The following is a 22,329-nucleotide window of genomic DNA, read 5'->3' as shown; positions in this document are numbered from 1 at the left end:
GCCCGATGCCCCGAACGGCGGCTACGGCTTGGAGTTGCGTGCCAGCTCCAGGGCGTACTCCGGCCACCACTTCCCCGCGGCCGGCCCGCTCCCGCAGGTCCCGTCGGACTCCCCGGGCCGCTTGATCCACAGGTAGGCGTCGAGGATGGGGTCGCCGGTGTCGGTCGTCGGGCGGGTGCCCAGCGCGCGGCCGGGCGGGTTGCACCAGGCGCCGGGCAGCGGGCCGTTGCCGTTGCGGCTGGTGTCGACGACGAAGTGCTTGCCGCCGAGGTCGGCGGAGAGCTCCAGGCCGTACGCCTCGGTGAGCTCGTCCGTCTGGAAGTTGGAGACGTTGAGGGAGAACCCGTCCGCCTTCTCGATGCCGGCCTGCTTCAGCGGGTCGACCAGCTTCCACGGATCGCGGATCCAGGCCGGGTTCCCCGCGTCCAGGTACACCTTGGTGTTCGGCTGCTGTTTCAGGCGGACGACCGCCTCGTTCAGCAGCTGCTCGCGCTCGTCGTGGTAGCCGGCCGGTGTGCAGCCGTCCACGATGTGGGCGACCGCGTCCGGTTCGAGGACGACCAGGGCCTTGCCGTCGCCGAGCGCGTCCGCGAACTTGCCGATCCACTCCCGGTAGGCGTCCGCGTCGGCCGCGCCGCCCGCGGAGTGCTGGCCGCAGTCGCGGTGCGGGATGTCGTACGCCACGAAGAGCGCCGTGCGGTTCTCCTCGGCCGCGGCCTCGATGGCCGCCTTCACGATGGGGCCCGGGTCGATCTCGCCGGGCGGCCACAGCGCCTGGGGTTCGTCCGCGATCCGCTTGAGCAGGTGCGCGTCCTGGGCGCGGCCAGCCCGCCGCCACTCCTTGATCTGCTTGGCGGCCGGGCTGTCCGGGTCGACCCAGAAGTCCAGGGCGCCCGCCCGGGCCGCCTTCTTCGAGGCGCTGCCCGCCGCGGCGGCCGTGTCGATGCCGGACGGGGACGAGCAGCCCGCCGCAAGCCCGAGGACCGCGACGGCCGCGAAGATGTGGATCAGCCGGGACATGCAGCTCCCTGGGGCGAAGGTGACATTTACTGATGATTCGTCAGTAATCGTTGCACAAGGGATTTCAGGCTGCAGGGTTCGACATGGCAGCCGTGGGACGGGTCGGGAGTCCGACGGCACCTCTCGGGGGCGGGGTCGGCGTACACGCCGGGCCCGGACCAGTGGTTCGTGCGGGTCGCGCCCGAGGGGCGCGTCGCGGAGTTCGCGGGGGTGCCGGCCGGCGTGGCGGGGGCCGGAGCGCTGGGCGCGGCGTGCTGCGTACTGCTCGCGCTGGACGCCCGGCGGACCGAAAGGCGAGACGGGGCTGACCAGCATGTGACCGGCCGGTAAGGTCGGTTCCGTGCCGAAGCCGCTCAGTCTTCCTTTCGACCCGATCGCCCGCGCCGACGAACTCTGGAAGCAGCGCTGGGGGAACGTGCCGTCCATGGCCGCCATCACCTCGATCATGCGCGCACACCAGATCCTGCTCGCCGAGGTCGACGCGGTGGTCAAGCCGTACGGACTGACGTTCGCGCGGTACGAGGCGCTGGTACTGCTCACCTTCTCCAAGGAGGGCGAGCTGACCATGTCGAAGATCGGTGAGCGGCTCATGGTGCACCCCACCTCGGTGACGAACACCGTCGACCGCCTGGTGAAGTCGGGCCTGGTGGCCAAGCGCCCCAACCCCAATGACGGGCGCGGCACCCTCGCCTCCATCACCGACAAGGGCCGCGAGGTCGTCGAGGCGGCCACCCGGGACCTGATGGCGATGGACTTCGGGCTCGGTGCGTACGACGCCGAGGAGTGCGCGGAGATCTTCGCGATGCTGCGGCCGCTGCGGGTGGCGGCGAACGACTTCGCCGAGGACTGACCCGGCCCAAGATCTCCCGGAACGGGCGGTTACGCTCGACGCCATGAAGAAGAGCGTGCTGACCCGCTACCGCGTCATGGCCTACGTCACCGGCGTCCTGCTGGTCCTGTTGTGCCTGAGCATGATCGCCAAGTACGGCCTGGACGTCAGCGGCGCCGCGGACTTCACCCGCGTCGTCGCCATCGCGCACGGCTGGCTCTACGTGGTCTATCTGATCTTCGCCTTCGACCTGGGCTCCAAGGCGAAGTGGCCGGTCGGCAAGCAGCTGTGGGTGCTGCTCGCCGGGACGATCCCGACGGCCGCCTTCTTCGTCGAGCGGAAGATCAGCCACGAGCTGGAGACGAAGCTCACCGAGGGCTCGCCCGCGGTCGCCAAGGTGTAGCGGCCGGCGCCTCCGTGAACCGAGGGCGGAGGGCCGCCCTCGGGCTCCCCTCGACATTTACTAGGACGTCCAAGTAAATTCGAGGGTATGGACGCTGACGCCATCGAGGAGGGCCGCCGTCGCTGGCAGGCCCGGTACGACGCTTCGCGCAAGCGTGAGGCCGACTTCACCACGCTCTCCGGGGATCCCGTGGAGCCCGTGTACGGGCCCCGGCCTGGAGACGCGTATGCCGGCTTCGAGCGGATCGGGTGGCCGGGGGAGTACCCCTTCACGCGCGGGCTGTATTCGACCGGCTATCGAGGGCGTACGTGGACCATCCGGCAGTTCGCCGGGTTCGGGAACGCCGAGCAGACCAACGAGCGCTACAAGATGATCCTCGCCAACGGCGGGGGCGGTCTGTCCGTCGCCTTCGACATGCCGACCCTCATGGGGCGCGACTCCGACGATCCGCGCTCGCTCGGCGAGGTCGGGCACTGCGGGGTCGCCATCGACTCCGCCGCCGACATGGAGGTCCTGTTCAAGGACATCCCGCTGGGGGACGTCACCACCTCCATGACCATCAGCGGGCCCGCCGTGCCCGTGTTCTGCATGTACCTCGTCGCCGCCGAGCGGCAGGGTGTCGATCCGCGGGTGCTCAACGGCACGCTCCAGACCGACATCTTCAAGGAGTACATCGCCCAGAAGGAGTGGCTCTTCCAGCCGGAGCCCCATCTGCGGCTGATCGGCGACCTGATGGAGTACTGCGCCGCCGGCATCCCCGCCTACAAGCCGCTGTCCGTCTCCGGCTACCACATCCGGGAGGCCGGGGCGACGGCCGCGCAGGAGCTGGCGTACACGCTGGCCGACGGGTTCGGGTACGTGGAGCTGGGGCTCTCCCGCGGGCTGGACGTGGACGTCTTCGCGCCGGGGCTGTCCTTCTTCTTCGACGCGCACGTCGACTTCTTCGAGGAGATCGCCAAGTTCCGTGCGGCGCGGCGCATTTGGGCGCGCTGGATGCGGGACGTGTACGGGGCGAAGTCCGAGAAGGCGCAGTGGCTGCGCTTCCACACCCAGACCGCCGGTGTCTCCCTGACCGCCCAGCAGCCGTACAACAACGTCGTGCGTACGGCCGTGGAGGCGCTCGCCGCGGTGCTCGGCGGGACCAACTCGCTGCACACCAACGCCCTGGACGAGACCCTCGCGCTGCCGAGTGAGCAGGCGGCGGAGATCGCGCTGCGCACCCAGCAGGTGCTGATGGAGGAGACCGGGGTCGCCAATGTGGCCGATCCGCTGGGCGGTTCGTGGTTCGTCGAGCAGCTGACGGACCGGATCGAGGCGGACGCGGAGAAGATCTTCGAGCAGATCAAGGAGCGGGGGCTGCGGGCCCATCCGGACGGGCAGCACCCGATCGGGCCCATCACCTCCGGGATCCTGCGCGGGATCGAGGACGGCTGGTTCACCGGCGAGATCGCCGAGTCGGCCTTCCGGTACCAGCAGGCCCTGGAGAAGGGCGACAAGCGGGTCGTCGGGGTGAACGTCCACCACGGGTCCGTCACCGGGGATCTGGAGATCCTGCGGGTCAGCCATGAGGTGGAGCGGGAGCAGGTGCGGGTGCTGGGCGACCGCAGGGCCGCGCGGGACGAGGCCGGGGTGCGGGCGGCCCTGGACGCCATGCTCGCCGCCGCCCGTTCGGGCACCAACATGATCGAGCCCATGCTGGACGCCGTACGCGCCGAGGCGACCCTGGGCGAGATCTGCGGGGTGCTGCGGGACGAGTGGGGGGTGTACACCGAGCCGGCGGGATTCTGAACGCCTACCCCGCAGAAGCGTTTATAAAAATGTGACCTGCCTCCTTTTCCGCGATCGTTCCCGTGCATAGCATCGGCCCGTCGAGTCCACCGATGCTCAGGGGAACTGACGGTGCGTAGGTTTTTCAGACCCAGAGTGGTACGGGCCGCGCTCGCGGTCGCGGTGGCCATGCTGCCGTGCGCCGCGCTCGTGCCGGTCGCGTCCGCGCATTCCGTTGCGCCGCCGGTGAACCCGGTGGCGCAACGGCTGGACGCGTACTGGAACCCGGCCCGGCTGACGGCCGCGCTGCCCGTCGACACCGGCCTGGACAAGGACTCCGTCTACTCCACCGCCCCGGACACCGGCGCCGCCGCCTCCTCCGCGGTGGACGGCCCCATGCCCGGCGAGTTCATCCCGCCCAGCCACAGCTTCGACGGCATCCCCCAGACCGGCACCTTCTTCTGGACCGACACCAGCGGCACCGGGCGCACCTGCAGCGGTTCCGTGGTGCGCAGCCCGGGCCACGACCTGGTGCTGAGCGCGGGCCACTGTCTGAGGGGGTACTCCGGCGCCTCCCCGCGCCGCAATCTGGCCTTCGTGCCGCAGTACCACGACGGACTCAAGCCGTTCGGCGTGTTCCCGGTCCGGGTCAACGGCGTGTACGTGCCGCAGCAGTACTACGACCTGAAGGAGCACGCCGGCGCCCAGTACGACTACGGCTTCGCCGTCACCGAGCCCAACCAGGACGGCAAGCTGGTGCAGGACGCGGCCGGCGCGGTGCAGTTGCTCACCGACACGGGGTACCACCACGCCCCGGTGCGGCTGATCGGCTACCCGGGGGGCGCGGACAAGCCGCTGGAGTGCTGGAGCCGCACCACCCGTTACGACAGCGACGACCCGGACGAGCCCGGCAGCTATCCGCGCATCGCCTGCGACGCCTTCGTGGACGGCACCAGCGGCGGACCGATGCTGGTGCCGTGGAAGGGCGGCTGGGCGGTGGTGGGCGTCATCGGCGGCTTCCACACCGGCGGTTACACCCCGCAGATCTCCTACAGCGCCTACTTCGGCAAGAGCGTCGGCCAGCTCTACGGCGACGCGGTCACCGGCGCCCCGCCGGCCGGTCCCTCGTCGTAGACCTCCGTAGAAGCGGACCTCGTAGAAGCGGGAGCGGCTACGGCTCCTGGGTGCCCGCTCCCAGGCCGCCCAGGAGCAGGGTCGTGAACTCGCGCACCCACTCCTCGTCCGCCGGGTGCCCGCTCACCAGGGTGCGGTGCACCACCGCGCCTGCGACCACGTCGAAGATCAGGTCGACCGTGCGGGCCGCCTCGGCGGGGTCCGTCTCCGAGGGCAGTTCGCCGCGGGTCTGGGCGCGGGCGCGGCCCTCCAGGACCAGTCTCTTCTGGCGCTCCACGATCGAGGAGCGGATGCGGTCGCGCAGGGCGTCGTCGCGGGTCGACTCTGCGACCACCGCCATCAGGCCGCTCGCGGCCTCCGGGCGGGCCAGGATCGCCGCGAACTGCAGGACCACGCCCTCGATGTCGTCGGCCAGGCTGCCGCGGTCGGGGAGGACCAGTTCGTCGAAGAGTTCGGCCACCGCGTCGACGACGAGTTCGTTCTTGCCGGACCAGCGGCGGTAGAGAGTGGTCTTTGCAACCCCCGCCCGCGTCGCGACGTCTCCCAGGGTGAGCTTGGACCAGCCCAGCTCCACCAGGGCCTCCCGGGTGGCCGCGAGGATCGCGGCGTCGGCCTCGACGCTGCGCGGGCGTCCTGAGGCGCGGGTGGCGGGGCTGCGGCTCTGCATCCCACGACCATAACCGGCAGTTCCTGTGAGGTCGTGAGGGAGATCACCAGCGGGTGGTACCGGGGAGGCACTCGGTGCCATTACGCTACGACTCGTAGCGAAAGCTCGTGAGTGACTCCACGGGCGGCAACCACTGACGTGGGGTGGGGACCCGGCGTCGAAGCAGAACGCAACAGGACCGGCTTTCTCAACGCACGTGGTCCGGGGGTTTCCCCGGAGTATGCAGCACTGATGCGCGGGAACGGGGGAGGATAGACGCATGCAGCCACGGAACATGTCCATGAGCGGAGTCGTCGACCTCGCCGCGGTGAAGGCGGCCCAGGAGGCCAAGGCGAAGGCGGAGCAGGCGCGTGCCGAAGCGGCCCGCCAGGGCGGCGGCCCGGGAGCCGTCTCCCCGGCCGATCTCGTCATCGACGTCGACGAGGCCGCCTTCGAGCGCGACGTCCTGCAGCGGTCCACCGAGGTGCCCGTCGTCATCGACTTCTGGGCCGAGTGGTGCGAGCCCTGCAAGCAGCTGAGCCCGGTCCTGGAGCGGCTCGCCGTCGAGTACAACGGCCGCTTCCTGCTCGCCAAGATCGACGTCGACGCCAACCAGATGCTGATGCAGCAGTTCGGTATCCAGGGGATCCCGGCCGTCTTCGCCGTGGTGGCGGGGCAGGCGCTGCCGCTCTTCCAGGGGGCCGCCGGCGAACAGCAGATCCGCCAGACCCTCGACCAGCTCGTGCAGGTGGCCGAGCAGCGTTTCGGCCTGACCGGTCTGACGGTCGACCCCGACGCCGAGCCGGGCGGCGGCCAGGCCGCGGCCGAGGCGGCGCCGGCCGGACCGTACGACGCGCTGCTCGAAGCGGCCGTACGGGCCCTGGACTCGGGGGACTTCGGCGGTGCGGTGCAGGCGTACAAGAACGTGCTGAGCGAGGACCCGGGCAACCCGGAGGCCAAACTGGGCCTCGCCCAGGCCGAGTTGCTGCAGCGAGTGGGCGGCCTCGACCCGCAGCAGGTGCGCAAGGACGCCGCCGAGAAGCCGGCCGACGTACAGGCGCAGATCGCGGCGGCCGATCTGGATCTGGTCGGCGGTCATGTGGAGGACGCCTTCGGGCGGCTCATCGACACCGTCCGGCGCACGGCGGGTGACGACCGCGACACGGTACGTCTGCGACTGCTGGAGCTCTTCGAGGTCGTCGGGGCGGATGATCCGCGGGTGGCGGCGGCCCGCAGGGCGCTCGCGCGAGCGCTGTTCTGACCAGTCGCTAAACACCAGGGCATGTGATGCCCGAGTGAAAGATTTGCCGAAGGAACGTCAGTGCGGCCGCGCTTTACCAAATCTTGGTAAACGCGGCCGCTGTTACTGCGAGTAAGTTCCGGCCGTTGATCTGTCGGTTTCTGTCCAGCGATCAACAGTTTTGTCCGGGCCCCTGGCTGCACCCTCCGTCGCCACCCGAGACCTGTGGGTCGTCCTTCGGTTATCCCCCCGTTACTACCCAGTAACGAAGCCCCTTGTGCGGGCGGCGAGAATGCACCACGATCGGCGACGCTCGGTCCTTTCCCGTACCCCGACAGCCGGTTGGGTCGCGGGAGTTCCTGGGTCCCCACCGAGCAGAGCCTGTGTCACTGGCACCGGCTCTTGGGCAGGGGGGTCTTCGCCGGCTCGGCGAAGCCTGTCCAGCAAGGTTGTGCGTGATGTGTGTCAGGCGCGACCAGTGGTTGTCGCTCGGGGGTGATCGCCGGTGATCGGTGCGCGGTTTGCGCCTCCGAGTGCGGGCGCTCTCCTTCCCGAGGACGTAGCACTTCTCCCATCCCTGCCCGGCTGAGCCGCCGACAGGCAGCAGTCAGGGCCAGGAGATGTACGTCCGAGAAGGAGGAAATATGGAGTCCCAGGTGCGTGGCGGGACCAGATGGAAGCGGTTCGCTGTGGTCATGGTGCCCAGCGTCGCCGCTACGGCCGCGATAGGTGTCGCCCTCGCGCAGGGCGCTCTCGCCGCGTCGTTCAGCGTGTCCGGCCAGCAGTTCAAGGTCACGGCCGACCAGCTCGAAGGTGATGGCTTCTCGCAGTACGGAGCCCTCGACTCGGGGTACAACCTCGACGGCAGCAAGACGGTCCACCCGGTCGCGGTCTCGGCGTTCAAGTCCGCGTCCATCAAGAACCTGTGCCAGTCCGTCGTCACCCCGAACATTCCGATTCTGGGTAGCGTCAGCCTGATCCTGAAGGCGGGCGGCGGTGACACGCCGGTCCAGGCCGACAACCTGTACATCGACCTGAACGACCTGTCCGCCGACGCGACGTTCACCGGCATTGACATCGGTGTGGCGGCCAAGGACGCCAGTAAGGGTCCTGGCATCAAGAGCGGTGACACCGCGAACCCGAACGGTTTCGCACAGCAGGCGGAGCACGCTTCGCTGAGCCATGTGAAGCAGACGGCGTGGGCGACCACCGCCGGAACCTTCAAGCTCAGTGGCCTGCAGATGTCCGTGCAGACGGGCACTCACGAGTGCTACTAGGCACTCGGTGACGGGCGGGGGAGCCGATGGCGCCCCCGCCCGTCCACCTTCCACCACATTCTTCACACGTACTGCAACTCACCACCACAGCACCATCACCACAGCAAAGCCGCACCAGGGAGCTGTTTTCCATGAGCGCCGAGACTCCTGCCGTACCCGCCGGCCAGTTCAGTCGCCGGAGGGTGCAGTTCCGCGCCTGGCGGGGCACGCGGCCGTTCTGGGCCGGCCTGTTCGTCATGATTGCCGGACTCCCCATCGCCTACTTCCCGTACGCCCATCTGCAGGTGGGGCATCTGACGCTGGCGATGGCCACCACTGCCGGTGCCGGGTCCCTGATCATCGGCGTGCTGCTGATCGTCCTGGGCTTCAGCCTCTGGTTCCAGAAGCACGTGCGTACCTTCGCGGGTGTCGCGGCGATCCTGCTGGGGCTGGTGTCCATCCCCGTGTCCAACCTCGGCGGCTTCGTGATTGGCTTCCTGCTCGCTCTGGTCGGCGGGGCGATGGCCGTGGCCTGGTCGCCGGGCGAGCCGCCGGCCGAGGCGGCGCAGGAGGACGCGCCCGGAGCGGGCGGTGCGCCGCAGGCGATGGACACGGACACCACCATCCTCAAGCCCGTGGTGGGCGAGCCGAACGATCTGTCAGGAACGAGCCCGGCGAACGGGGCGAACGGGAGGCACAGTGCCGGCTGACGAGGTGACCCACGGGACTGATGTGGACGAGTCCCGTGTGAGAACCGGGCCGCGCCATGCGGCACCCAAGAAGCCGCTGTTCACCAGGTTCCACATGCCGGCCGGCAAGGCGATAGCCACGGTGGCGATGCCGACCGCGGTCCTCATGGGAATGGGGTTCACGTCGTCGCTCGCGCTCGCCGCCGGCAGCGGCACCCCGTCCCCGTCCTCGAAGAGCCTGACCGCGGACGAGTACAAGAACTGTGTGGCCGCGCTGGGCGACAACGCGTCGGCCTCGCCGTCGCCGTCCGCCTCGGCGAGCTCAAGTGCCACGGCCGACAAGGCGACGCCCTCGCCCTCGTCCTCCGCCGGCACGTCCAAGGACTCCCCGGACTCGACGTCGGGCAAGACGGGTTCGTCCGGTTCGTCGGATTCAGGTTCCGGCGACAAGGCGACGCCCACCCCGTCCGCCTCGCAGAGCTCGGGCAAGGACACGTCGGGCGACACCGCCACGCCGAGCCCCTCGGCCTCGGCGAGCAGCGGCGGCGGTCTGCTGGGCGACCTCGGCGACGCGATCGGCAGCATCTTCACCGGCGGCAAGGACAGCTCCACGTCGAGCGCGAGCCCGACGCCCACGCCGTCCGCCTCGGCGAGCGCGAGCAAGGACTCGTCGTCCACGAGCGCCTCGGACACCGTCAAGGAGACGACCAAGAAGGTCACCGACACGGTGGGCAAGACCGTGAAGGACACGACCGACACGGCGACCAAGGCGGCCGAAACGGCCACCAAGGCGGCCCAGAAGGCGGCCGATTCGGCCACCTCCTCGCCCAGCCCGTCGGCGAGTTCGCCCCCGGACGCTTCGAACTGCCCGGCCGCCACGAACGACACGGGCGGCGTCGACAACAAGGTGCCGGTGGCGGACGACCCCTGGTACCTGAACGCCAGCTCGCTGACGCTGAAGGGCGCCGACTACCAGGGCATCGTCAAGGTGAGGACGGCCAACGGCACGATCAAGCGGGTGCTGAAGTACGTCATCTCCGGTGGTACCGACATCGGCGACCTGCACCAGACCGTCAAGGACCACGACATCGACAAGACCTACCACGTGCAGGCCGGGCGGGGCACGACGTCCACGATCACCGGCGGCGCGACGACGATGTACACGGAGTCCATCTCCGGCAACCTGCTCGGTCTGATCCCGCTCACGTTCACCCCGGACAGCCCGCCACCGCTGAACATCCCGTTGATCTACTTCACCAACGTGAAGGTCGTCCAGGCCGCCCAGTTCGGCGGCACCCTGCACGTGCCCGGCATGCACGTCTACACGACCGACGGAACCGGCTGAGCGCCGTCACAGACCCGTTCGGGAGCCGCACAAGACTGAGGGCGCCCCCTGTTCGCAGGGAGCGCCCTCAGTGCTGTGGAACGGCCTTACGGGCCGTCGGTCGGCGCCGCTGAGCGGGTACCTGAGGTCAGTCGTCCTGGTCCTCGCCGTCCTCGTCGTGGTCGAAGCGCGGCAGGACGTTGGTGTCCATGCCGAGTTCGCCGAAGAGGTCGACCAAGGCTCTGGTCATGGCGTCCAGGCCGCCTTCATGAAATGTAAAACCGGTAGGGGTTTCTCCGTCTCGATGGTCACCGCACATGCGTGAGGGCGCCCCCTGTCGCAGGGGATGCCCTCAGCGCCGTACAAGAGCCTTTGTGGCTGCGTCAGTTGGCGCCGCCGCCCGCGATGTGGTGGACGCGGAGCATGTTGGTGGTGCCGGGGACGCCGGGGGGCGAGCCGGCGGTGATGATGACGATCTCGCCCGGGTTGAAGCGGTTGATCTTGGCGATCTCCTGGTCGACCATGTCGACCATCTCGTCCGTGGTGTTGACGAACGGCACCACGTGCGACTCCACGCCCCAGCTGAGGGTGAGCTGGTTGCGGGTGTTCTCGTCGGTGGTGAAGGCGATGATCGGCTGCTGGGCGCGGTAGCGCGACAGCCGGCGGGCGGTGTCACCGGACTGCGTGAAGGCCACCAGGCCCCGGCCGCCCAGGAAGTCCGCGATCTCGCACGCGGCGCGCGCGACCGAACCACCCTGCGTACGCGGCTTCTTGCCGGGCACCAGCGGCTGCAGGCCCTTGGAGAGCAGCTCCTGCTCGGCCGCGGCGACGATCTTCGACATCGTCTTCACGGTCTCGACCGGGTAGGCGCCCACGCTGGACTCGGCGGACAGCATGACCGCGTCCGCGCCGTCCAGGATCGCGTTGGCCACGTCGGAGGCCTCGGCGCGGGTGGGGCGGGAGTTGGTGATCATCGACTCCATCATCTGGGTCGCCACGATCACCGGCTTGGCGTTGCGGCGGCACAGCTCGATGAGGCGCTTCTGCACCATGGGGACCTTCTCGAGCGGGTATTCGACGGCGAGGTCGCCGCGGGCGACCATCACGGCGTCGAACGCCATCACGACGGCCTCCATGTTGTCGACCGCCTGCGGCTTCTCCACCTTGGCGATGACGGGGACGCGACGGCCCTCCTCGTCCATCACCCGGTGGACGTCGTCCACGTCCTTGGCGTCGCGGACGAAGGACAGCGCGACCATGTCGCAGCCCATGCGCAGCGCGAAGCGGAGGTCCTCGACGTCCTTCTCGGACAGCGCCGGTACGTTCACGGCCGCGCCGGGCAGGTTGATGCCCTTGTGGTCGGAGACGACGCCGCCCTCGATGACGATCGTCTTGACCCGGGGGCCCTCGACGTCCAGGACCTTCAGCTCGACGTTGCCGTCGTTGATCAGGATCTGGTCGCCGCGGTCGACGTCACCGGGCAGGCCCTTGTACGTCGTACCGCAGATGGACTTGTCGCCCGGGACGTCCTCGGTGGTGATGACGAACTCGTCACCGCGCTCGAGCTCGACCGGGCCTTCCGCGAAGGTCTCCAGACGGATCTTCGGGCCCTGCAGGTCGGCGAGCACGCCGATGGGGCGCCCGGTCTCCTTGGAGGCGGCGCGGACGCGGTCGTACCGCGCCTGGTGCTCGGCGTGGGTGCCGTGGCTGAAGTTGAACCTGGCCACGTTCATTCCGGCCTCGATCATCGAGACCAGCATTTCGTGGGAGTCGACCGCGGGGCCGAGAGTACAGACGATTTTCGAACGGCGCATGGGGCGATCCTATCGGTTTGTTTCGCCGCGGAATATTCCGTCTGGCGGAAGATACAAATGGGCGGGTCCGCGCTCAGGCGTGTTACTGCGGTGTATTCCTCGGGGTTCTTCAGCCGGCCATGCGGCGAAGCCGCATTCGTTACTGCCCGACCAGTGCATAGGTCTGTGTGGCGATCTCCAGTTCCTCGTCGGTCGGCACCACGGCCACCGCCACGCGCGCCTGCGCGGGCGAGATCAGCCGCGGCTGGTCACTGCGTACGGCGTTCAGCTCGCTGTCCACCGCCAGGCCCAGCTCCTGAAGGCCCGCAAGGGCAGCCTCCCGCACCGGGCCCGCGTTCTCCCCGACTCCCGCCGTGAAGGCGACCGCGTCCACCCGGCCGAGTACGGCGTAATAGGCGCCGATGTACTTCTTCAGCCGGTGAATGTAGATGTCGAAGGCGAGCTGTGCCTCTTCGTCACCTTCTTCGACCCGGCGGCGGATCTCCCGCATGTCGTTGTCACCGCACAGCCCGATCAGCCCGCTCTTCTTGTTGAGAAGAGTGTCGATCTCGTCGGTGGACATTCCGCCAACACGCATCAAATGGAAGATGACGGCCGGATCCATGTCCCCGGATCGCGTACCCATCACGAGCCCCTCCAAAGGCGTCAGCCCCATGGAGGTGTCCACGCACTTCCCGCCCCGCACGGCAGAGGCGGACGCGCCGTTGCCGAGGTGCAGCACGATGACGTTGACCTCCTCGGGCGCCTTGCCGAGCAGCTCGGCGGTGGCCCGGGACACATACGCGTGCGAGGTGCCGTGGAAGCCGTACCGCCGGATCCGGTGCTCGTCGGCGGTCTTCACGTCGATCGCGTAGCGGGCGGCCGACTCCGGCATCGTCGTGTGGAACGCGGTGTCGAAGACGGCGACCTGCGGCAGGTCGGGCCGCAGCGCCTGCGCGGTGCGGATGCCCGTCAGGTTGGCAGGATTGTGCAGGGGTGCCACCGGTATCAGCCGCTCGATCTCGGCGAGCACGGCCTCGTCGATGACGGTCGGCTCGGTGAAGGACTTCCCGCCGTGCACGACCCGGTGCCCGATCGCGGCGAGCTCGGGGGAGTCCAGCCCCAGCCCGTCCTTCGACAGCTCCTCCGACACGGCCTTCAGGGCCGCCTCGTGGTCGGCGATCGACCCGCTCCACTCACGGGTCTCGCCGCCCGTGCCGAGCGGCGTGTGCCTGATCCGCGAGGTCTCCTCGCCGATCCGCTCGACGAGGCCCATGGCGAGCCGGCTGCCGTCCCGCATGTCGAGCAGCTGGTACTTCACCGACGAGGAGCCGGAGTTGAGGACGAGGACACGGGTCGGACTCACTGGGCGGACGCCTTCTCGTTCGGGTGCTGGGCCTGTATGGCGGTGATGGCGACGGTGTTGACGATGTCCGAGACGAGAGCGCCCCGGGACAGGTCGTTGACGGGCTTGCGCAGCCCCTGCAGCACCGGCCCGACGGCGATCGCGCCGGCCGAACGCTGCACGGCCTTGTAGGTGTTGTTACCTGTATTGAGGTCGGGGAAGATCAGAACCGTTGCCTGCCCGGCGACCTCGGATTCCGGCAGCTTGGTCGCCGCGACCGTCGGCTCCACTGCGGCGTCGTACTGGATCGGCCCCTCGATCTTCAGGTCGGGTCGCCTTCCGCGGACCAGTTCCGTCGCCTCCCGCACCTTGTCGACGTCGGCGCCCGAGCCGGACGTACCCGTCGAGTACGACAGCATCGCGATCCGCGGCTCCACACCGAACTGCTCGGCGGTGGCGGCCGACTGGATGGCGATGTCGGCGAGCTGCTCCGCGTCCGGGTCCGGGTTCACGGCGCAGTCGCCGTAGACGAGGACCTTGTCGGCGAGGCACATGAAGAAGACGGACGAGACGATGTCGGCGTCCGGCTTGGTCTTGATGATCTCGAAGGCGGGGCGGATGGTCGCGGCCGTGGAGTGCACGGACCCGGAGACCATGCCGTCCGCCAGCCCCTCCTGGACCATCAGCGTGCCGAAGTAGTTGACGTCCGAGACGACGTCGTACGCCAGCTCCACGGTGACGCCCTTGTGGGCGCGGAACTGCGCGTACTTCTCGGCGAAGGCGTCGCGCAGCTCGCTGGTGGCCGGGTCGATCAGCTGGCACTCGCCCAGGTCGATGCCGAGGTCGGCGGCCTTCTTGCGGATCTGGTCGACCGGGCCGAGCAGGGTGAGGTCGCAGACCCCGCGGCGCAGCAGCACCTCGGCGGCGTGCAGGACGCGCTCCTCGGTGCCCTCGGGGAGGACGACCCGGCGCTTGTCGGAGCGGGCCTGTTCGAGCAGCTTGTGTTCGAACATCATCGGGGTGAGGCGGTCGCTGCTGGGCGCGGAGACCCGCTTGATGAGGTCGCCGGTGTCGACGTACCGCTCGAAGAGGCCGAGCGCGGTCTCCGCCTTGCGTGGCGTCGCCGCGTTCAACTTCCCCTCCAGCGCGAAGAGTTCGGCGGCCGTCGGGAAGCTGTTGCCGGACACCGAGAGCACCGGGGTGCCCGGGGCGAGGCGGGCGGCGAGGGTGAGGATCTCGTCGCTCGGCACCTCGTTCAGGGTCAGCAGCACGCCGGCTATCGGCGGGGTGCCGGCGCTGTGCGCGGCCAGCGAGCCGACGACCAGGTCGGCGCGGTCGCCCGGGGTCACCACCAGACAGCCCGGGGTGAGGGCGGGCAGGAAGTTCGGCAGCATCGCACCGCCGAAGACGAAGTCCAGGGCGTCGCGCGCCAGCCCCGAGTCGTCGCCGAGAACGACCTTCGCGCCGAGCGCCTGGCCGATCTGGGACACGGTGGGGGCGGCGAGGGCGGGCTCGTCCGGGACGACGTAGCAGGGCACGGGCAGGCGGGAGCCGAGCTTCTGCGCGATCTCCTCCCGGTCCTCGCGCGCGACCCGGTTGGTCACCATGGCGAGGACGTCGCAGCCCAGGCTCTCGTATGCGCGGAAGGCGTTGCGTGTCTCGGCGAGCACGGACTCGGCGGTCTGCCCCCGGCCGCCCACCACCGGGATCACCGACGCGCCGAACTCGTTCGCCAGCCGGGCGTTGAGGGAGAGCTCGTCGGGGAGCTGGGTGTCGGCGAAGTCGGTGCCCAGGACGAGGACGACCTCGTAGTCGCGCGCGACCACGAGGAAGCGTTCCACGAGGGTGGACACCAGTTCGCCCGTCCCCCGCTCGGCCTGCAGGGCGGACGCCTCGTGGTAGTCCATGCCGTAGACGGTGGCCGGGTCCTGGGAGAGCCGGTAGCGGGCGCGGAGCAGCTCGAACAGGCGGTCGGGCTGGTGGTGGACGAGCGGCCGGAACACCCCGACCCGGTCGACCTGCCGGGTCAGGAGCTCCATGACCCCCAGCTCCACGACCTGTCGGCCGTCGCCTCGGTCGATCCCGGTCACGTACACGCTGCGCGTCACGCGTGCTCGCCCCTTCCTTGCGCCGTTATAAAAATCGCCCACCGAGGTGAGCAGAACCCTCTTGACAATACCCCTGGCGCTGGATAAGGCGCCCGTCAGGACCGGGGCCGGGACCGACGTCCCGATAGGGCCAATCGGGTCATAGCTGACAGAAGGGATATCGTCCTGTCGGGCATGAAACAATCGGACCGGCTCACCGGAAAACACCGGGCTGGCTCACCGGTAACGACAGCGAGCAGGAGACACAGCACGATGCGCATCGGAGTTCTCACCGCAGGCGGCGACTGCCCCGGCCTGAACGCCGTGATCCGGTCGGTCGTGCACCGAGCGGTCGCCCAGTACGGCGACGAGGTCATCGGCTTCGAGGACGGCTACGCCGGTCTGCTCGACGGCCGCTACCGCTCCCTCGACCTGGACGCGGTCGGCGGCATCCTGGCCCGCGGCGGCACCATCCTGGGCTCCTCCCGGCTGGAGCGGGACCGGCTGCGCGAGGCCTGCGAGAGCGCGGCCGACATCGCCCGTGACTTCGGCATCGACGCGCTCATCCCGATCGGCGGCGAGGGCACGCTGACCGCGGCCCGGATGCTCAGCGACGCGGGCCTGCCGGTGGTCGGCGTCCCGAAGACGATCGACAACGACATCTCCTCCACGGACCGGACCTTCGGTTTCGACACCGCGGTCGGGGTCGCCACGGAGGCGATGGACCGCCTGAAGACCACGGCCGAGTCGCACCAGCGCGTGATGGTCGTCGAGGTCATGGGCCGGCACGCGGGCTGGATCGCCCTGGAGTCAGGCATGGCGGCCGGTGCGCACGGCATCTGCCTGCCCGAGCGCCCCTTCGACCCGGCCGACCTCGTCAAGATGGTCGAGGAGCGCTTCTCCCGCGGCAAGAAGTTCGCGGTCGTGTGCGTGGCGGAGGGCGCCCACCCCGCCGAGGGCACCATGGACTACGGCAAGGGCGAGATCGACCAGTACGGCCACGAGCGCTTCCAGGGCATCGGCACGGCACTGGCGTACGAGCTGGAGCGGCGGCTCGGCAAGGAGGCCAAGCCGGTCATCCTCGGCCATGTGCAGCGCGGCGGCGTCCCCACCGCCTACGACCGCGTCCTCGCCACCCGCTTCGGCTGGCACGCGGTGGAGGCGGCGCACCGGGGTGAGTTCGGCCGGATGACGGCCCTGCGCGGCACGGACATCGTGATGGTGCCGCTGGCGGAGGCGGTGACCGAGCTCAAGACGGTCCCGAAGGACCGGATGGACGAGGCGGAGTCGGTCTTCTAGAGCCGGTCTTCCAGAGCCCCCGGGTCCGCCTCATCCGGTGTTGTCCTGGACCGCCGCCCAGAAGTGGTCGACGATCCGGTCCAGGAACTCGCGGCCGGCGTCGCTCGACTCGCTGGCCGCGTTTGCGGCGCCCCAGCTCAGCGAGGCGGCCATCTGACCCTGGTAGTCCTGGTGCAGCGCCTGGAGGGCGTCCTCCAACAGGTGCCGGTCCAGGGGTACGGTTTTGGCCACCGGGCGGACGTACGCCTGCCAGCGCGTGGTCACCGCACTGCGCAGCAGCTCGGCCAGCTTCGGCTCGCGTCCCGTGACGGTGACGAAGTCCGGGAGCGAGAGGGCGAGCGCGTCGGCGAGGATGGCCGACTGGCGCTCGTTGCCGCGCCAGGCGTTGTGCTCCTCCATGTGCATATAGGCGAGGAACTCCAGGCCGACGGTGCGGGCGACGTCCTCCGGGGCGAGCCCGCGGGCGATGCGGTGCTCGCGCAGGGTGCGCGGCGGGCCGGTGATCTCACCGGGGGAACACCACAACACGCCCGCGAGAGCGGTGAGTTCGGGGCTGGAAGGGGCGACGGAGCCGCGCTCCCAGGCGAGGACGAGATCCGGGGAGACGTACGGCAGCCCGTATGAGGCGCGCAGGCCGTAGGCGACATGTTCGGGGCCCATGTTGAGGGCCGTGCGGAGCCGGCGGGCGGCGGGGGCGTTGAAGGGCGGGGCGGGCTGGTTCGAGCGGGCTGGACGATGGCGCACGGGCCACAACGTAGGCGGCCCGTGACGCGATGACTACGGTCTGTTCGGCCAGGATCACGGATTGTAGGAACGTACGGATTCGGCCACCCGTGCGGATTGGACGGCGGTGGCCGAAGATCGTCTGTCGTCGCGGCGGGCGTGCTGGCGAGGATGGCGCGAAGCCGTCCGGGCGGGCGGCCCGAGAGGCGGTGACTTTGTGAACGTCAAGCTCGAGGGGCATATTCGCGAGCGTCTGCTGGCGCCGAACTTCTGGCATCTCGCCACGGTGGGCGCGGACGGGATGCCGCACGTCTCGCCCATGTGGGCGGACATCGAAGACGAGTACGTCATGGTCAATACGTCGATCGGCCGCGTGAAGATCGACAACCTGCGGCTCAATCCCAACGTCTCGCTCTCCCACCACGACGCCGGCAACCCGTACGACCGGGCCGAGATCCGCGGGCGGGTCGTCCGGTTCGTGGAGGGGGAGGAGGCGGAGCGGGGCATGGACCGGCTGGCCCGGAAGTACATCGGCGAGGACCGGTACCCGTGGCTGCTGCCCGGGGAGCGGCGGGTGATGCTGCTGATCGAGCCGGTGCGGGTGCGGAGGGTTGTGGGGGTGGAGCCGTTCCGGGCGGGTGTGCTGCCGCAGGCCTGAGCGGGGTTCCCGGACAGGTTCACCCCTTGACCGCCCCGCCCAGCGCGAACCCGCCGCCCAGCCGCCGGGCGATCAGCACGTACAGCAGGATCACCGGCGTCGAGTAGACGATGGAGAACGCCGCCAGCTGCCCGTAGGCCACCATGCCCCGGTTGCCGAAGAACTCGTTGATGCTCACCGAGGCCGGCATCTGGTCGGGGGTCAGCAGCAGCATGAAGGGGACGAAGAAGTTCCCCCACATGACCACGAACGAGAACACCGTCACCACCGCCACCCCCGGACCCATCAGCGGCAGCACGATCCGTACCAGCGACTGCATCGACGACGCCCCGTCGGTCCACGCCGCCTCCTCCAGTTCCTTCGGCACGCCGTCCATGAAGTTCTTCATCAGCCAGATGGCGAAGGGGAGTTGGGAGGCGGCGAAGAAGAGGATCGTGCCCTGCATGGTGTCGATCAGGTTCACCTGAACGAACAGCGCGTACACCGGCACCATGATCGCCGTGATGGGCAGACTCGTCGCGAAGAGGATGGTGAGGAGGAACGGACGGTTCAGCCGGGACCGGAAACGGGAGAGCGGGTACGCCGCCAGGGCCGCGCACACCACCGTCAGCAGCGTCGCGCCGCCGCACAGGATCAGGCTGTTGAGGAGCGGTGTGAAGGTGATGTCCGAGGTCAGGATCGCATCGAAGTGGGACCAGGTGAAACCGTCGGGGGCCTTCACCTTCAAGTTCGCGTGCGGGTCCACCGAGGACAGCAGCACCCAGGCGAGCGGCAGCGCGAAGGCGGCGGCCACCACGAGCAGGCCGGCGTCGGCGGCCAGCCGGCGGCCGCGGCGGCGGGAGGCGAGTGTGCGGGCCATGGTGGGGGTCAGACCTCCGTCCGCAGCAGGCGCAGATACACCAGGGAGAACAGCGAGCCGACCAGGAGCAGCAGCAGGGCGACGGCGGTGCCGTAGCCGATCATGCTGTTCTGGAAGGCCTGCTCGTACATGAAGAGCGGGAGGGTCTGGCTCTTGTTGCCCGGGCCGCCTCTCGTCATCACCCAGATCAGACCGAAGACGGACAGGGTCTGGAGGGTGTTCAGCATCAGGTTCGTGCCGATGGAGCGGCGGATCATCGGAAGGGTGATGTGCCACATTCGGCGCCAGCCGCCCGCGCCGTCGACCTCGGCGGCCTCCGTGATCTCCTTCGGGATCTCGCCCAGTGCCGCCGAGTAGACCAGCATCGAGAAGGCCGTGCCCCGCCAGACGTTCGCGAAGGACACGGCCAGGATCGGGAGGGTGAACAGCCAGTTCTGGGACGGGAGATGGAGCCGGTCCAGGACGGCGTTCAGGGTGCCCTCGCGGCGGAAGAAGGCGTAGAGGAGGAACCCGGCGACGACCTCCGGCAGGACCCACGCCGTGACCACGATGCCACCCGTCAGCGTGCGGACGGGCTTCGATGCACGCTGCATCAGCGCCGCCAGCGCCAGCCCTAGGGTGTTCTGGCCGAGCAGCGACGACACGACCGTGAACACCAGCGTCAGCCATACGGCGTTGAGGAACTCCTCGTCCTTGAAGGCCTTGCGGAAGTTGGCGAGGCCGACGAAGGACGAGTGGGCCTGGCCGGTGAGCTGGAGGTCGGTGAAGGCGAGGTAGGCGCAGTAGGCGATCGGACCGGCGAGGAACAGGAGCAGCAGGACGACGGCCGGGGAGAGGGGAAGCAGGCGGGCGAGGGCGCGGGGGAGCGTCCGGCGGGGCCGGCGCTCGGACGGGACGGGCGGGCGCGAGGGCGACTTGGCCGCCTCCGCGCCTGCCGTGTGCGGGGTCGCGGCGGTCATGCGTGGCCGCCGGTCACTTCTTGACGACCTGGTTGTCGGTGGCGTCCTTGAGCGCGTCGTCGTAGCCGCTCGCCGCCTTGTCGACGGACAGATCGCCGGTCGTGACGCCCTCCATGGCCTCCTGGATGGCGGTGGAGACCTTGGGGTACGCCGGGTAGGCGGGCCGGTAGTGGGTGCTCGACACCAGGTCCGTGAAGAACTTGATGCCGGGCTGGGCGCTTGTGTACGACGGGTCGCGGGCCACGTCGTCGCGTACCGCGATACCGGAGTTGGCGATGTACCACTTCTCCGCGTTCGCCTTCGTCTGCATCGTCCTGATGAAGTCGAAGGCGAGGTCGGGGTTGCCGGCCTTGGCGGGGATCGCCCAGGTCCAGCCGCCGGACATGCTCACCTTGCCGGGGGCCTGGCCGTGCTGGGTCGGCATGTACGCCAGCCCCAACTCGCTGGACCACTGCGGCCATTCGTGGCCGCTGCCCTTCAGCCAGGCCTGCGGCAGCCACGAGCCGTCGAGGGCGATGCCCAGCTTGCCCTTGGGCAGCAGGTCGCCGGCCACGATGGTCTGGATGTTGGGGTCGAGGGCGTCGGAGACGTCCGGCCCGAGCTTCTCCTTGTACACCGTCTCGACGAACCGGAGCGCGTCCTTGAAGCCCTGGCTCCCGGCGATCCACTTCTTGGCCGACTTGTCGTAGAGGGGGTCGGTGGTGCCGTCGCCGGTGCCGTAGAGCAGCATCTCGAAGGTCTGCATGGTGGCGGCCTCACCGGCCGGTTTGCCGGTGTAGACGTTGATGGGGGTGACCCCGGGGACCTTCTTCTTGATGGCGCGGGCGGCTGCGAGCACCTCGTCCCAGGTCTTCGGCTGCCAGTCGGCCGGCAGCCCGGCCTTCTTGAAGATGCCCTTGTCGAACCAGAGCCCGCGGGTGTCGGTGCCGTCCGGGACGCCGTACGTCTTCCCGTCCTCGGCCCTGGCCGCGGTCTTCGCCGTGCCGATGAACTGCTTCCAGTCCGGCCACGTGTCGAGGTAGGGGTCCAGCGGCTTCAAGTACCCGCTGGTGATGTCCGAGTTGATGAGGAACGTGTCCTCGTAGACCAGGTCGGGGGCGGTCTTGGGGGAGCGGAGCATCTGCTGGAGCTTGGTGTAGTACTCCGAGTCCGGGGCCTTGATCGGGACGAGTTCGACCTTCTTGCCGGGGTACTTCTTCTCGAACTGCTTCTTGATGTCGGCGAGGAAGCCGTCCATCACCTTGATGGAGTTGTCGGTGGACTGCTTGAAGGAGACCTTGAGGGTGTTCGGACTGCTGCCGGAGCCGTTGCCGCAGGCCGTGAGGGTGGTCGCGGCGAGGGCGGTGGTGAGGAGGACGGGGAGGAGGGGGAAGGCGGCGGTGGGGCGCACGGGCATGACCTCCTGCGGGCTCAACGTCGTTGTCGGCCGAGATGGTTGCCCGGTGAAGGTAGGAGGAGTGGTCTAGTCAGGTCAATGACCGTGCGGCGACCTAACGTCCCCGATCTCCTTCCCCCTTCTCGTTCCGCACCCACCGGTACTGCAACTCCGGCCGCCCCACGGTCCCGTACTGCGGAGCCCGCGCCGCCCGTCCCGCGTCCACCAGGTGCTCCAGATACCGCCGGGCGGTGATCCGCGAGATCCCCACCGCCTCCGCCAGCCCCGCCGCGGTCAGCCCCTCCCCGCAGTCCCGCAACGCAACGGTCACCCGCTCCAGCGTCGGCGCGCTCAGCCCCTTGGGCAGCGCCGCCGGCGAAGGTGCCCGCAGCGTGGCCAGCGCCCGGTCCACCTCGTCCTGCCCGCTCGCCTCGCCCACCGCCGCGTGGAACTCCGCGTACCGCACCAGCCGGTCCCGCAGGGTCGCGAAGGTGAACGGCTTCAGCACGTACTGCACGACCCCCAGTGACACCCCCTCCCGCACCACGGTCAGGTCCCGCGCCGACGTCACCGCGATCACGTCCGCATGATGCCCGGCCGCCCGCAGCGAGCGGGCGAGCTGCAGCCCGTGCACATCCGGCAGATGCAGATCCAGCAGCAGCAGGTCCACCGGCGTACGGTCCAGCAGCCGGCGGGCCTCCGCGCCCGTGTGCGCCTTGCCGACGGCCACGAAGCCCGGAACCCGGCCCACGTACATGACGTGCGCGTCGGCGGCCACCGGGTCGTCCTCGACGACCAGGACGCGAATGGGCTGCCGGGTCGTCATGCGTCACCTCTCGTTGCGGCGTGCCCGGTCGTTCCGGTGGGCCGGGCGGCTGCGCCCCGAGGCAGTACCGCGCCGGACGCGGCACCCCGTTCCGCGC

Annotated in this window: 20 protein-coding genes; 10 read left to right on the top strand and 10 right to left on the bottom strand. The window is 69.4% G+C overall.

Annotated features, from left to right (window positions below; genetic code table 11):
* Positions 1-21: 21 nt before the first annotated feature.
* Positions 22-1,020 (bottom strand): glycoside hydrolase family 6 protein, encoded by a 999-nt coding sequence (locus tag ABD355_RS06265; RefSeq protein WP_344399084.1) that lies wholly within the window; start codon positions 1,018-1,020, stop codon positions 22-24.
* A gap of 340 nt (positions 1,021-1,360) precedes the next feature.
* Between ABD355_RS06265 and ABD355_RS06260 the strand changes: the two genes are divergently transcribed.
* The 4 genes from ABD355_RS06260 (at position 1,361) to ABD355_RS06245 (ending at position 5,153) form a co-directional block, all read left to right on the top strand.
* Entirely contained in the window at positions 1,361-1,870 is a 510-nt protein-coding gene (locus ABD355_RS06260; protein ID WP_344399083.1) for a MarR family winged helix-turn-helix transcriptional regulator, read from the top strand.
* Positions 1,871-1,913: 43 nt separating this feature from the next.
* The gene (locus ABD355_RS06255; protein WP_344399082.1) at positions 1,914-2,252 is read left to right on the top strand and encodes a DUF3817 domain-containing protein; all 339 of its coding nucleotides are present in this window, start codon (positions 1,914-1,916) and stop codon (positions 2,250-2,252) included.
* 87 nt (positions 2,253-2,339) lie between these two features.
* The gene (gene icmA / locus ABD355_RS06250; RefSeq protein ID WP_344399081.1) at positions 2,340-4,040 is read left to right on the top strand and encodes a coenzyme B12-dependent isobutyryl-CoA mutase large subunit; all 1,701 of its coding nucleotides are present in this window, start codon (positions 2,340-2,342) and stop codon (positions 4,038-4,040) included.
* A 111-nt stretch (positions 4,041-4,151) separates the two neighbouring features.
* Positions 4,152-5,153: a trypsin-like serine peptidase gene (locus tag ABD355_RS06245; RefSeq protein WP_344399080.1), complete on the top strand. Its 1,002-nt coding sequence runs from the start codon at positions 4,152-4,154 to the stop codon at positions 5,151-5,153.
* A gap of 37 nt (positions 5,154-5,190) precedes the next feature.
* Here ABD355_RS06245 and ABD355_RS06240 read toward each other — a convergent pair whose 3' ends face one another.
* Entirely contained in the window at positions 5,191-5,820 is a 630-nt protein-coding gene (locus tag ABD355_RS06240) for a TetR/AcrR family transcriptional regulator (protein ID WP_344399078.1), read from the bottom strand.
* Between the two features lie 259 nt (positions 5,821-6,079).
* Here ABD355_RS06240 and ABD355_RS06235 point away from each other — a divergent pair, with 259 nt between their 5' ends.
* From ABD355_RS06235 to ABD355_RS06220, 4 genes are all read left to right on the top strand, one after another.
* Complete coding sequence (locus ABD355_RS06235) at positions 6,080-7,060, top strand: tetratricopeptide repeat protein (RefSeq protein ID WP_344399077.1); 981 nt, start codon at positions 6,080-6,082, stop codon at positions 7,058-7,060.
* A gap of 623 nt (positions 7,061-7,683) precedes the next feature.
* Complete coding sequence (locus tag ABD355_RS06230; protein WP_344399076.1) at positions 7,684-8,316, top strand: DUF6230 family protein; 633 nt, start codon at positions 7,684-7,686, stop codon at positions 8,314-8,316.
* Positions 8,317-8,447: 131 nt separating this feature from the next.
* Positions 8,448-9,005 (top strand): DUF6114 domain-containing protein, encoded by a 558-nt coding sequence (locus ABD355_RS06225; RefSeq protein ID WP_344399075.1) that lies wholly within the window; start codon positions 8,448-8,450, stop codon positions 9,003-9,005.
* Complete coding sequence (locus ABD355_RS06220) at positions 8,995-10,329, top strand: hypothetical protein (protein ID WP_344399074.1); 1,335 nt, start codon at positions 8,995-8,997, stop codon at positions 10,327-10,329. The genes ABD355_RS06225 and ABD355_RS06220 overlap by 11 nt, the downstream gene beginning before the upstream one ends.
* Before the next feature lie 362 nt (positions 10,330-10,691).
* Here the strand turns inward: ABD355_RS06220 and pyk are convergent, their stop codons facing one another.
* The 3 genes from pyk to pta all read right to left on the bottom strand — a co-directional run bounded on the left by pyk (position 10,692) and on the right by pta (position 15,554).
* The gene (gene pyk / locus ABD355_RS06215) at positions 10,692-12,122 is read right to left on the bottom strand and encodes a pyruvate kinase (RefSeq protein WP_344399073.1); all 1,431 of its coding nucleotides are present in this window, start codon (positions 12,120-12,122) and stop codon (positions 10,692-10,694) included.
* A 139-nt stretch (positions 12,123-12,261) separates the two neighbouring features.
* Positions 12,262-13,467: an acetate kinase gene (locus ABD355_RS06210; RefSeq protein WP_344399072.1), complete on the bottom strand. Its 1,206-nt coding sequence runs from the start codon at positions 13,465-13,467 to the stop codon at positions 12,262-12,264.
* Positions 13,464-15,554 (bottom strand): phosphate acetyltransferase, encoded by a 2,091-nt coding sequence (gene pta, locus ABD355_RS06205; RefSeq protein ID WP_344399071.1) that lies wholly within the window; start codon positions 15,552-15,554, stop codon positions 13,464-13,466. The genes ABD355_RS06210 and pta overlap by 4 nt, the downstream gene beginning before the upstream one ends.
* 252 nt (positions 15,555-15,806) lie before the next feature.
* Between pta and ABD355_RS06200 the strand changes: the two genes are divergently transcribed.
* Positions 15,807-16,832, top strand: a complete 1,026-nt coding sequence (locus tag ABD355_RS06200; RefSeq protein ID WP_344399070.1) for an ATP-dependent 6-phosphofructokinase — start codon at positions 15,807-15,809, stop codon at positions 16,830-16,832.
* Between the two features lie 30 nt (positions 16,833-16,862).
* On the opposite strand, the gene ABD355_RS06195 is transcribed toward ABD355_RS06200, so the two are convergent.
* On the bottom strand, positions 16,863-17,585 hold the full coding sequence (locus ABD355_RS06195) for a helix-turn-helix domain-containing protein (protein ID WP_425585706.1): 723 nt from the start codon (positions 17,583-17,585) through the stop codon (positions 16,863-16,865).
* A 187-nt stretch (positions 17,586-17,772) separates the two neighbouring features.
* Between ABD355_RS06195 and ABD355_RS06190 the strand changes: the two genes are divergently transcribed.
* Positions 17,773-18,213, top strand: a complete 441-nt coding sequence (locus ABD355_RS06190) for a PPOX class F420-dependent oxidoreductase (protein WP_344399068.1) — start codon at positions 17,773-17,775, stop codon at positions 18,211-18,213.
* A 19-nt stretch (positions 18,214-18,232) separates the two neighbouring features.
* Here ABD355_RS06190 and ABD355_RS06185 read toward each other — a convergent pair whose 3' ends face one another.
* The 4 genes from ABD355_RS06185 to ABD355_RS06170 all read right to left on the bottom strand — a co-directional run bounded on the left by ABD355_RS06185 (position 18,233) and on the right by ABD355_RS06170 (position 22,232).
* Entirely contained in the window at positions 18,233-19,072 is an 840-nt protein-coding gene (locus ABD355_RS06185) for a carbohydrate ABC transporter permease (RefSeq protein WP_344399067.1), read from the bottom strand.
* Positions 19,073-19,080: 8 nt separating this feature from the next.
* Positions 19,081-20,031, bottom strand: coding sequence for a carbohydrate ABC transporter permease (locus ABD355_RS06180; RefSeq protein WP_344399066.1), 951 nt, complete (start codon positions 20,029-20,031; stop codon positions 19,081-19,083).
* 13 nt (positions 20,032-20,044) lie between these two features.
* Positions 20,045-21,427: an extracellular solute-binding protein gene (locus ABD355_RS06175; RefSeq protein ID WP_344399065.1), complete on the bottom strand. Its 1,383-nt coding sequence runs from the start codon at positions 21,425-21,427 to the stop codon at positions 20,045-20,047.
* 94 nt (positions 21,428-21,521) lie between these two features.
* A complete protein-coding gene (locus ABD355_RS06170) occupies positions 21,522-22,232 on the bottom strand; it encodes a response regulator (RefSeq protein ID WP_344399064.1) in 711 nt (236 codons plus the stop codon).
* Positions 22,233-22,329: the final 97 nt, after the last annotated feature.

This window comes from Streptomyces longisporus, from assembly GCF_039532765.1.
GTDB lineage: Bacteria > Actinomycetota > Actinomycetes > Streptomycetales > Streptomycetaceae > Streptomyces > Streptomyces longisporus.
The sequence above is the reverse complement of the archived record's forward strand: the minus strand, read 5'-3'. Positions and strand labels throughout refer to the sequence as shown.

Bases quoted from the DNA above. Each gene is read 5' to 3' on its own strand.
- ABD355_RS06255 (WP_344399082.1), top strand. From the start codon at position 1,914: ATGAAGAAGAGCGTGCTGACCCGCTACCGCGTCATGGCCTACGTCACC.
- icmA (WP_344399081.1), top strand. From the start codon at position 2,340: ATGGACGCTGACGCCATCGAGGAGGGCCGCCGTCGCTGGCAGGCCCGG.
- pyk (WP_344399073.1), bottom strand. From the start codon at position 12,122: ATGCGCCGTTCGAAAATCGTCTGTACTCTCGGCCCCGCGGTCGACTCC.
- ABD355_RS06185 (WP_344399067.1), bottom strand. From the start codon at position 19,072: ATGGCCCGCACACTCGCCTCCCGCCGCCGCGGCCGCCGGCTGGCCGCC.
- ABD355_RS06175 (WP_344399065.1), bottom strand. From the start codon at position 21,427: ATGCCCGTGCGCCCCACCGCCGCCTTCCCCCTCCTCCCCGTCCTCCTC.
- ABD355_RS06265 (WP_344399084.1), bottom strand. From the start codon at position 1,020: ATGTCCCGGCTGATCCACATCTTCGCGGCCGTCGCGGTCCTCGGGCTT.
- ABD355_RS06170 (WP_344399064.1), bottom strand. From the start codon at position 22,232: ATGACGACCCGGCAGCCCATTCGCGTCCTGGTCGTCGAGGACGACCCG.
- ABD355_RS06200 (WP_344399070.1), top strand. From the start codon at position 15,807: ATGCGCATCGGAGTTCTCACCGCAGGCGGCGACTGCCCCGGCCTGAAC.
- ABD355_RS06240 (WP_344399078.1), bottom strand. From the start codon at position 5,820: ATGCAGAGCCGCAGCCCCGCCACCCGCGCCTCAGGACGCCCGCGCAGC.
- ABD355_RS06230 (WP_344399076.1), top strand. From the start codon at position 7,684: ATGGAGTCCCAGGTGCGTGGCGGGACCAGATGGAAGCGGTTCGCTGTG.
- ABD355_RS06235 (WP_344399077.1), top strand. From the start codon at position 6,080: ATGCAGCCACGGAACATGTCCATGAGCGGAGTCGTCGACCTCGCCGCG.
- ABD355_RS06180 (WP_344399066.1), bottom strand. From the start codon at position 20,031: ATGACCGCCGCGACCCCGCACACGGCAGGCGCGGAGGCGGCCAAGTCG.
- ABD355_RS06225 (WP_344399075.1), top strand. From the start codon at position 8,448: ATGAGCGCCGAGACTCCTGCCGTACCCGCCGGCCAGTTCAGTCGCCGG.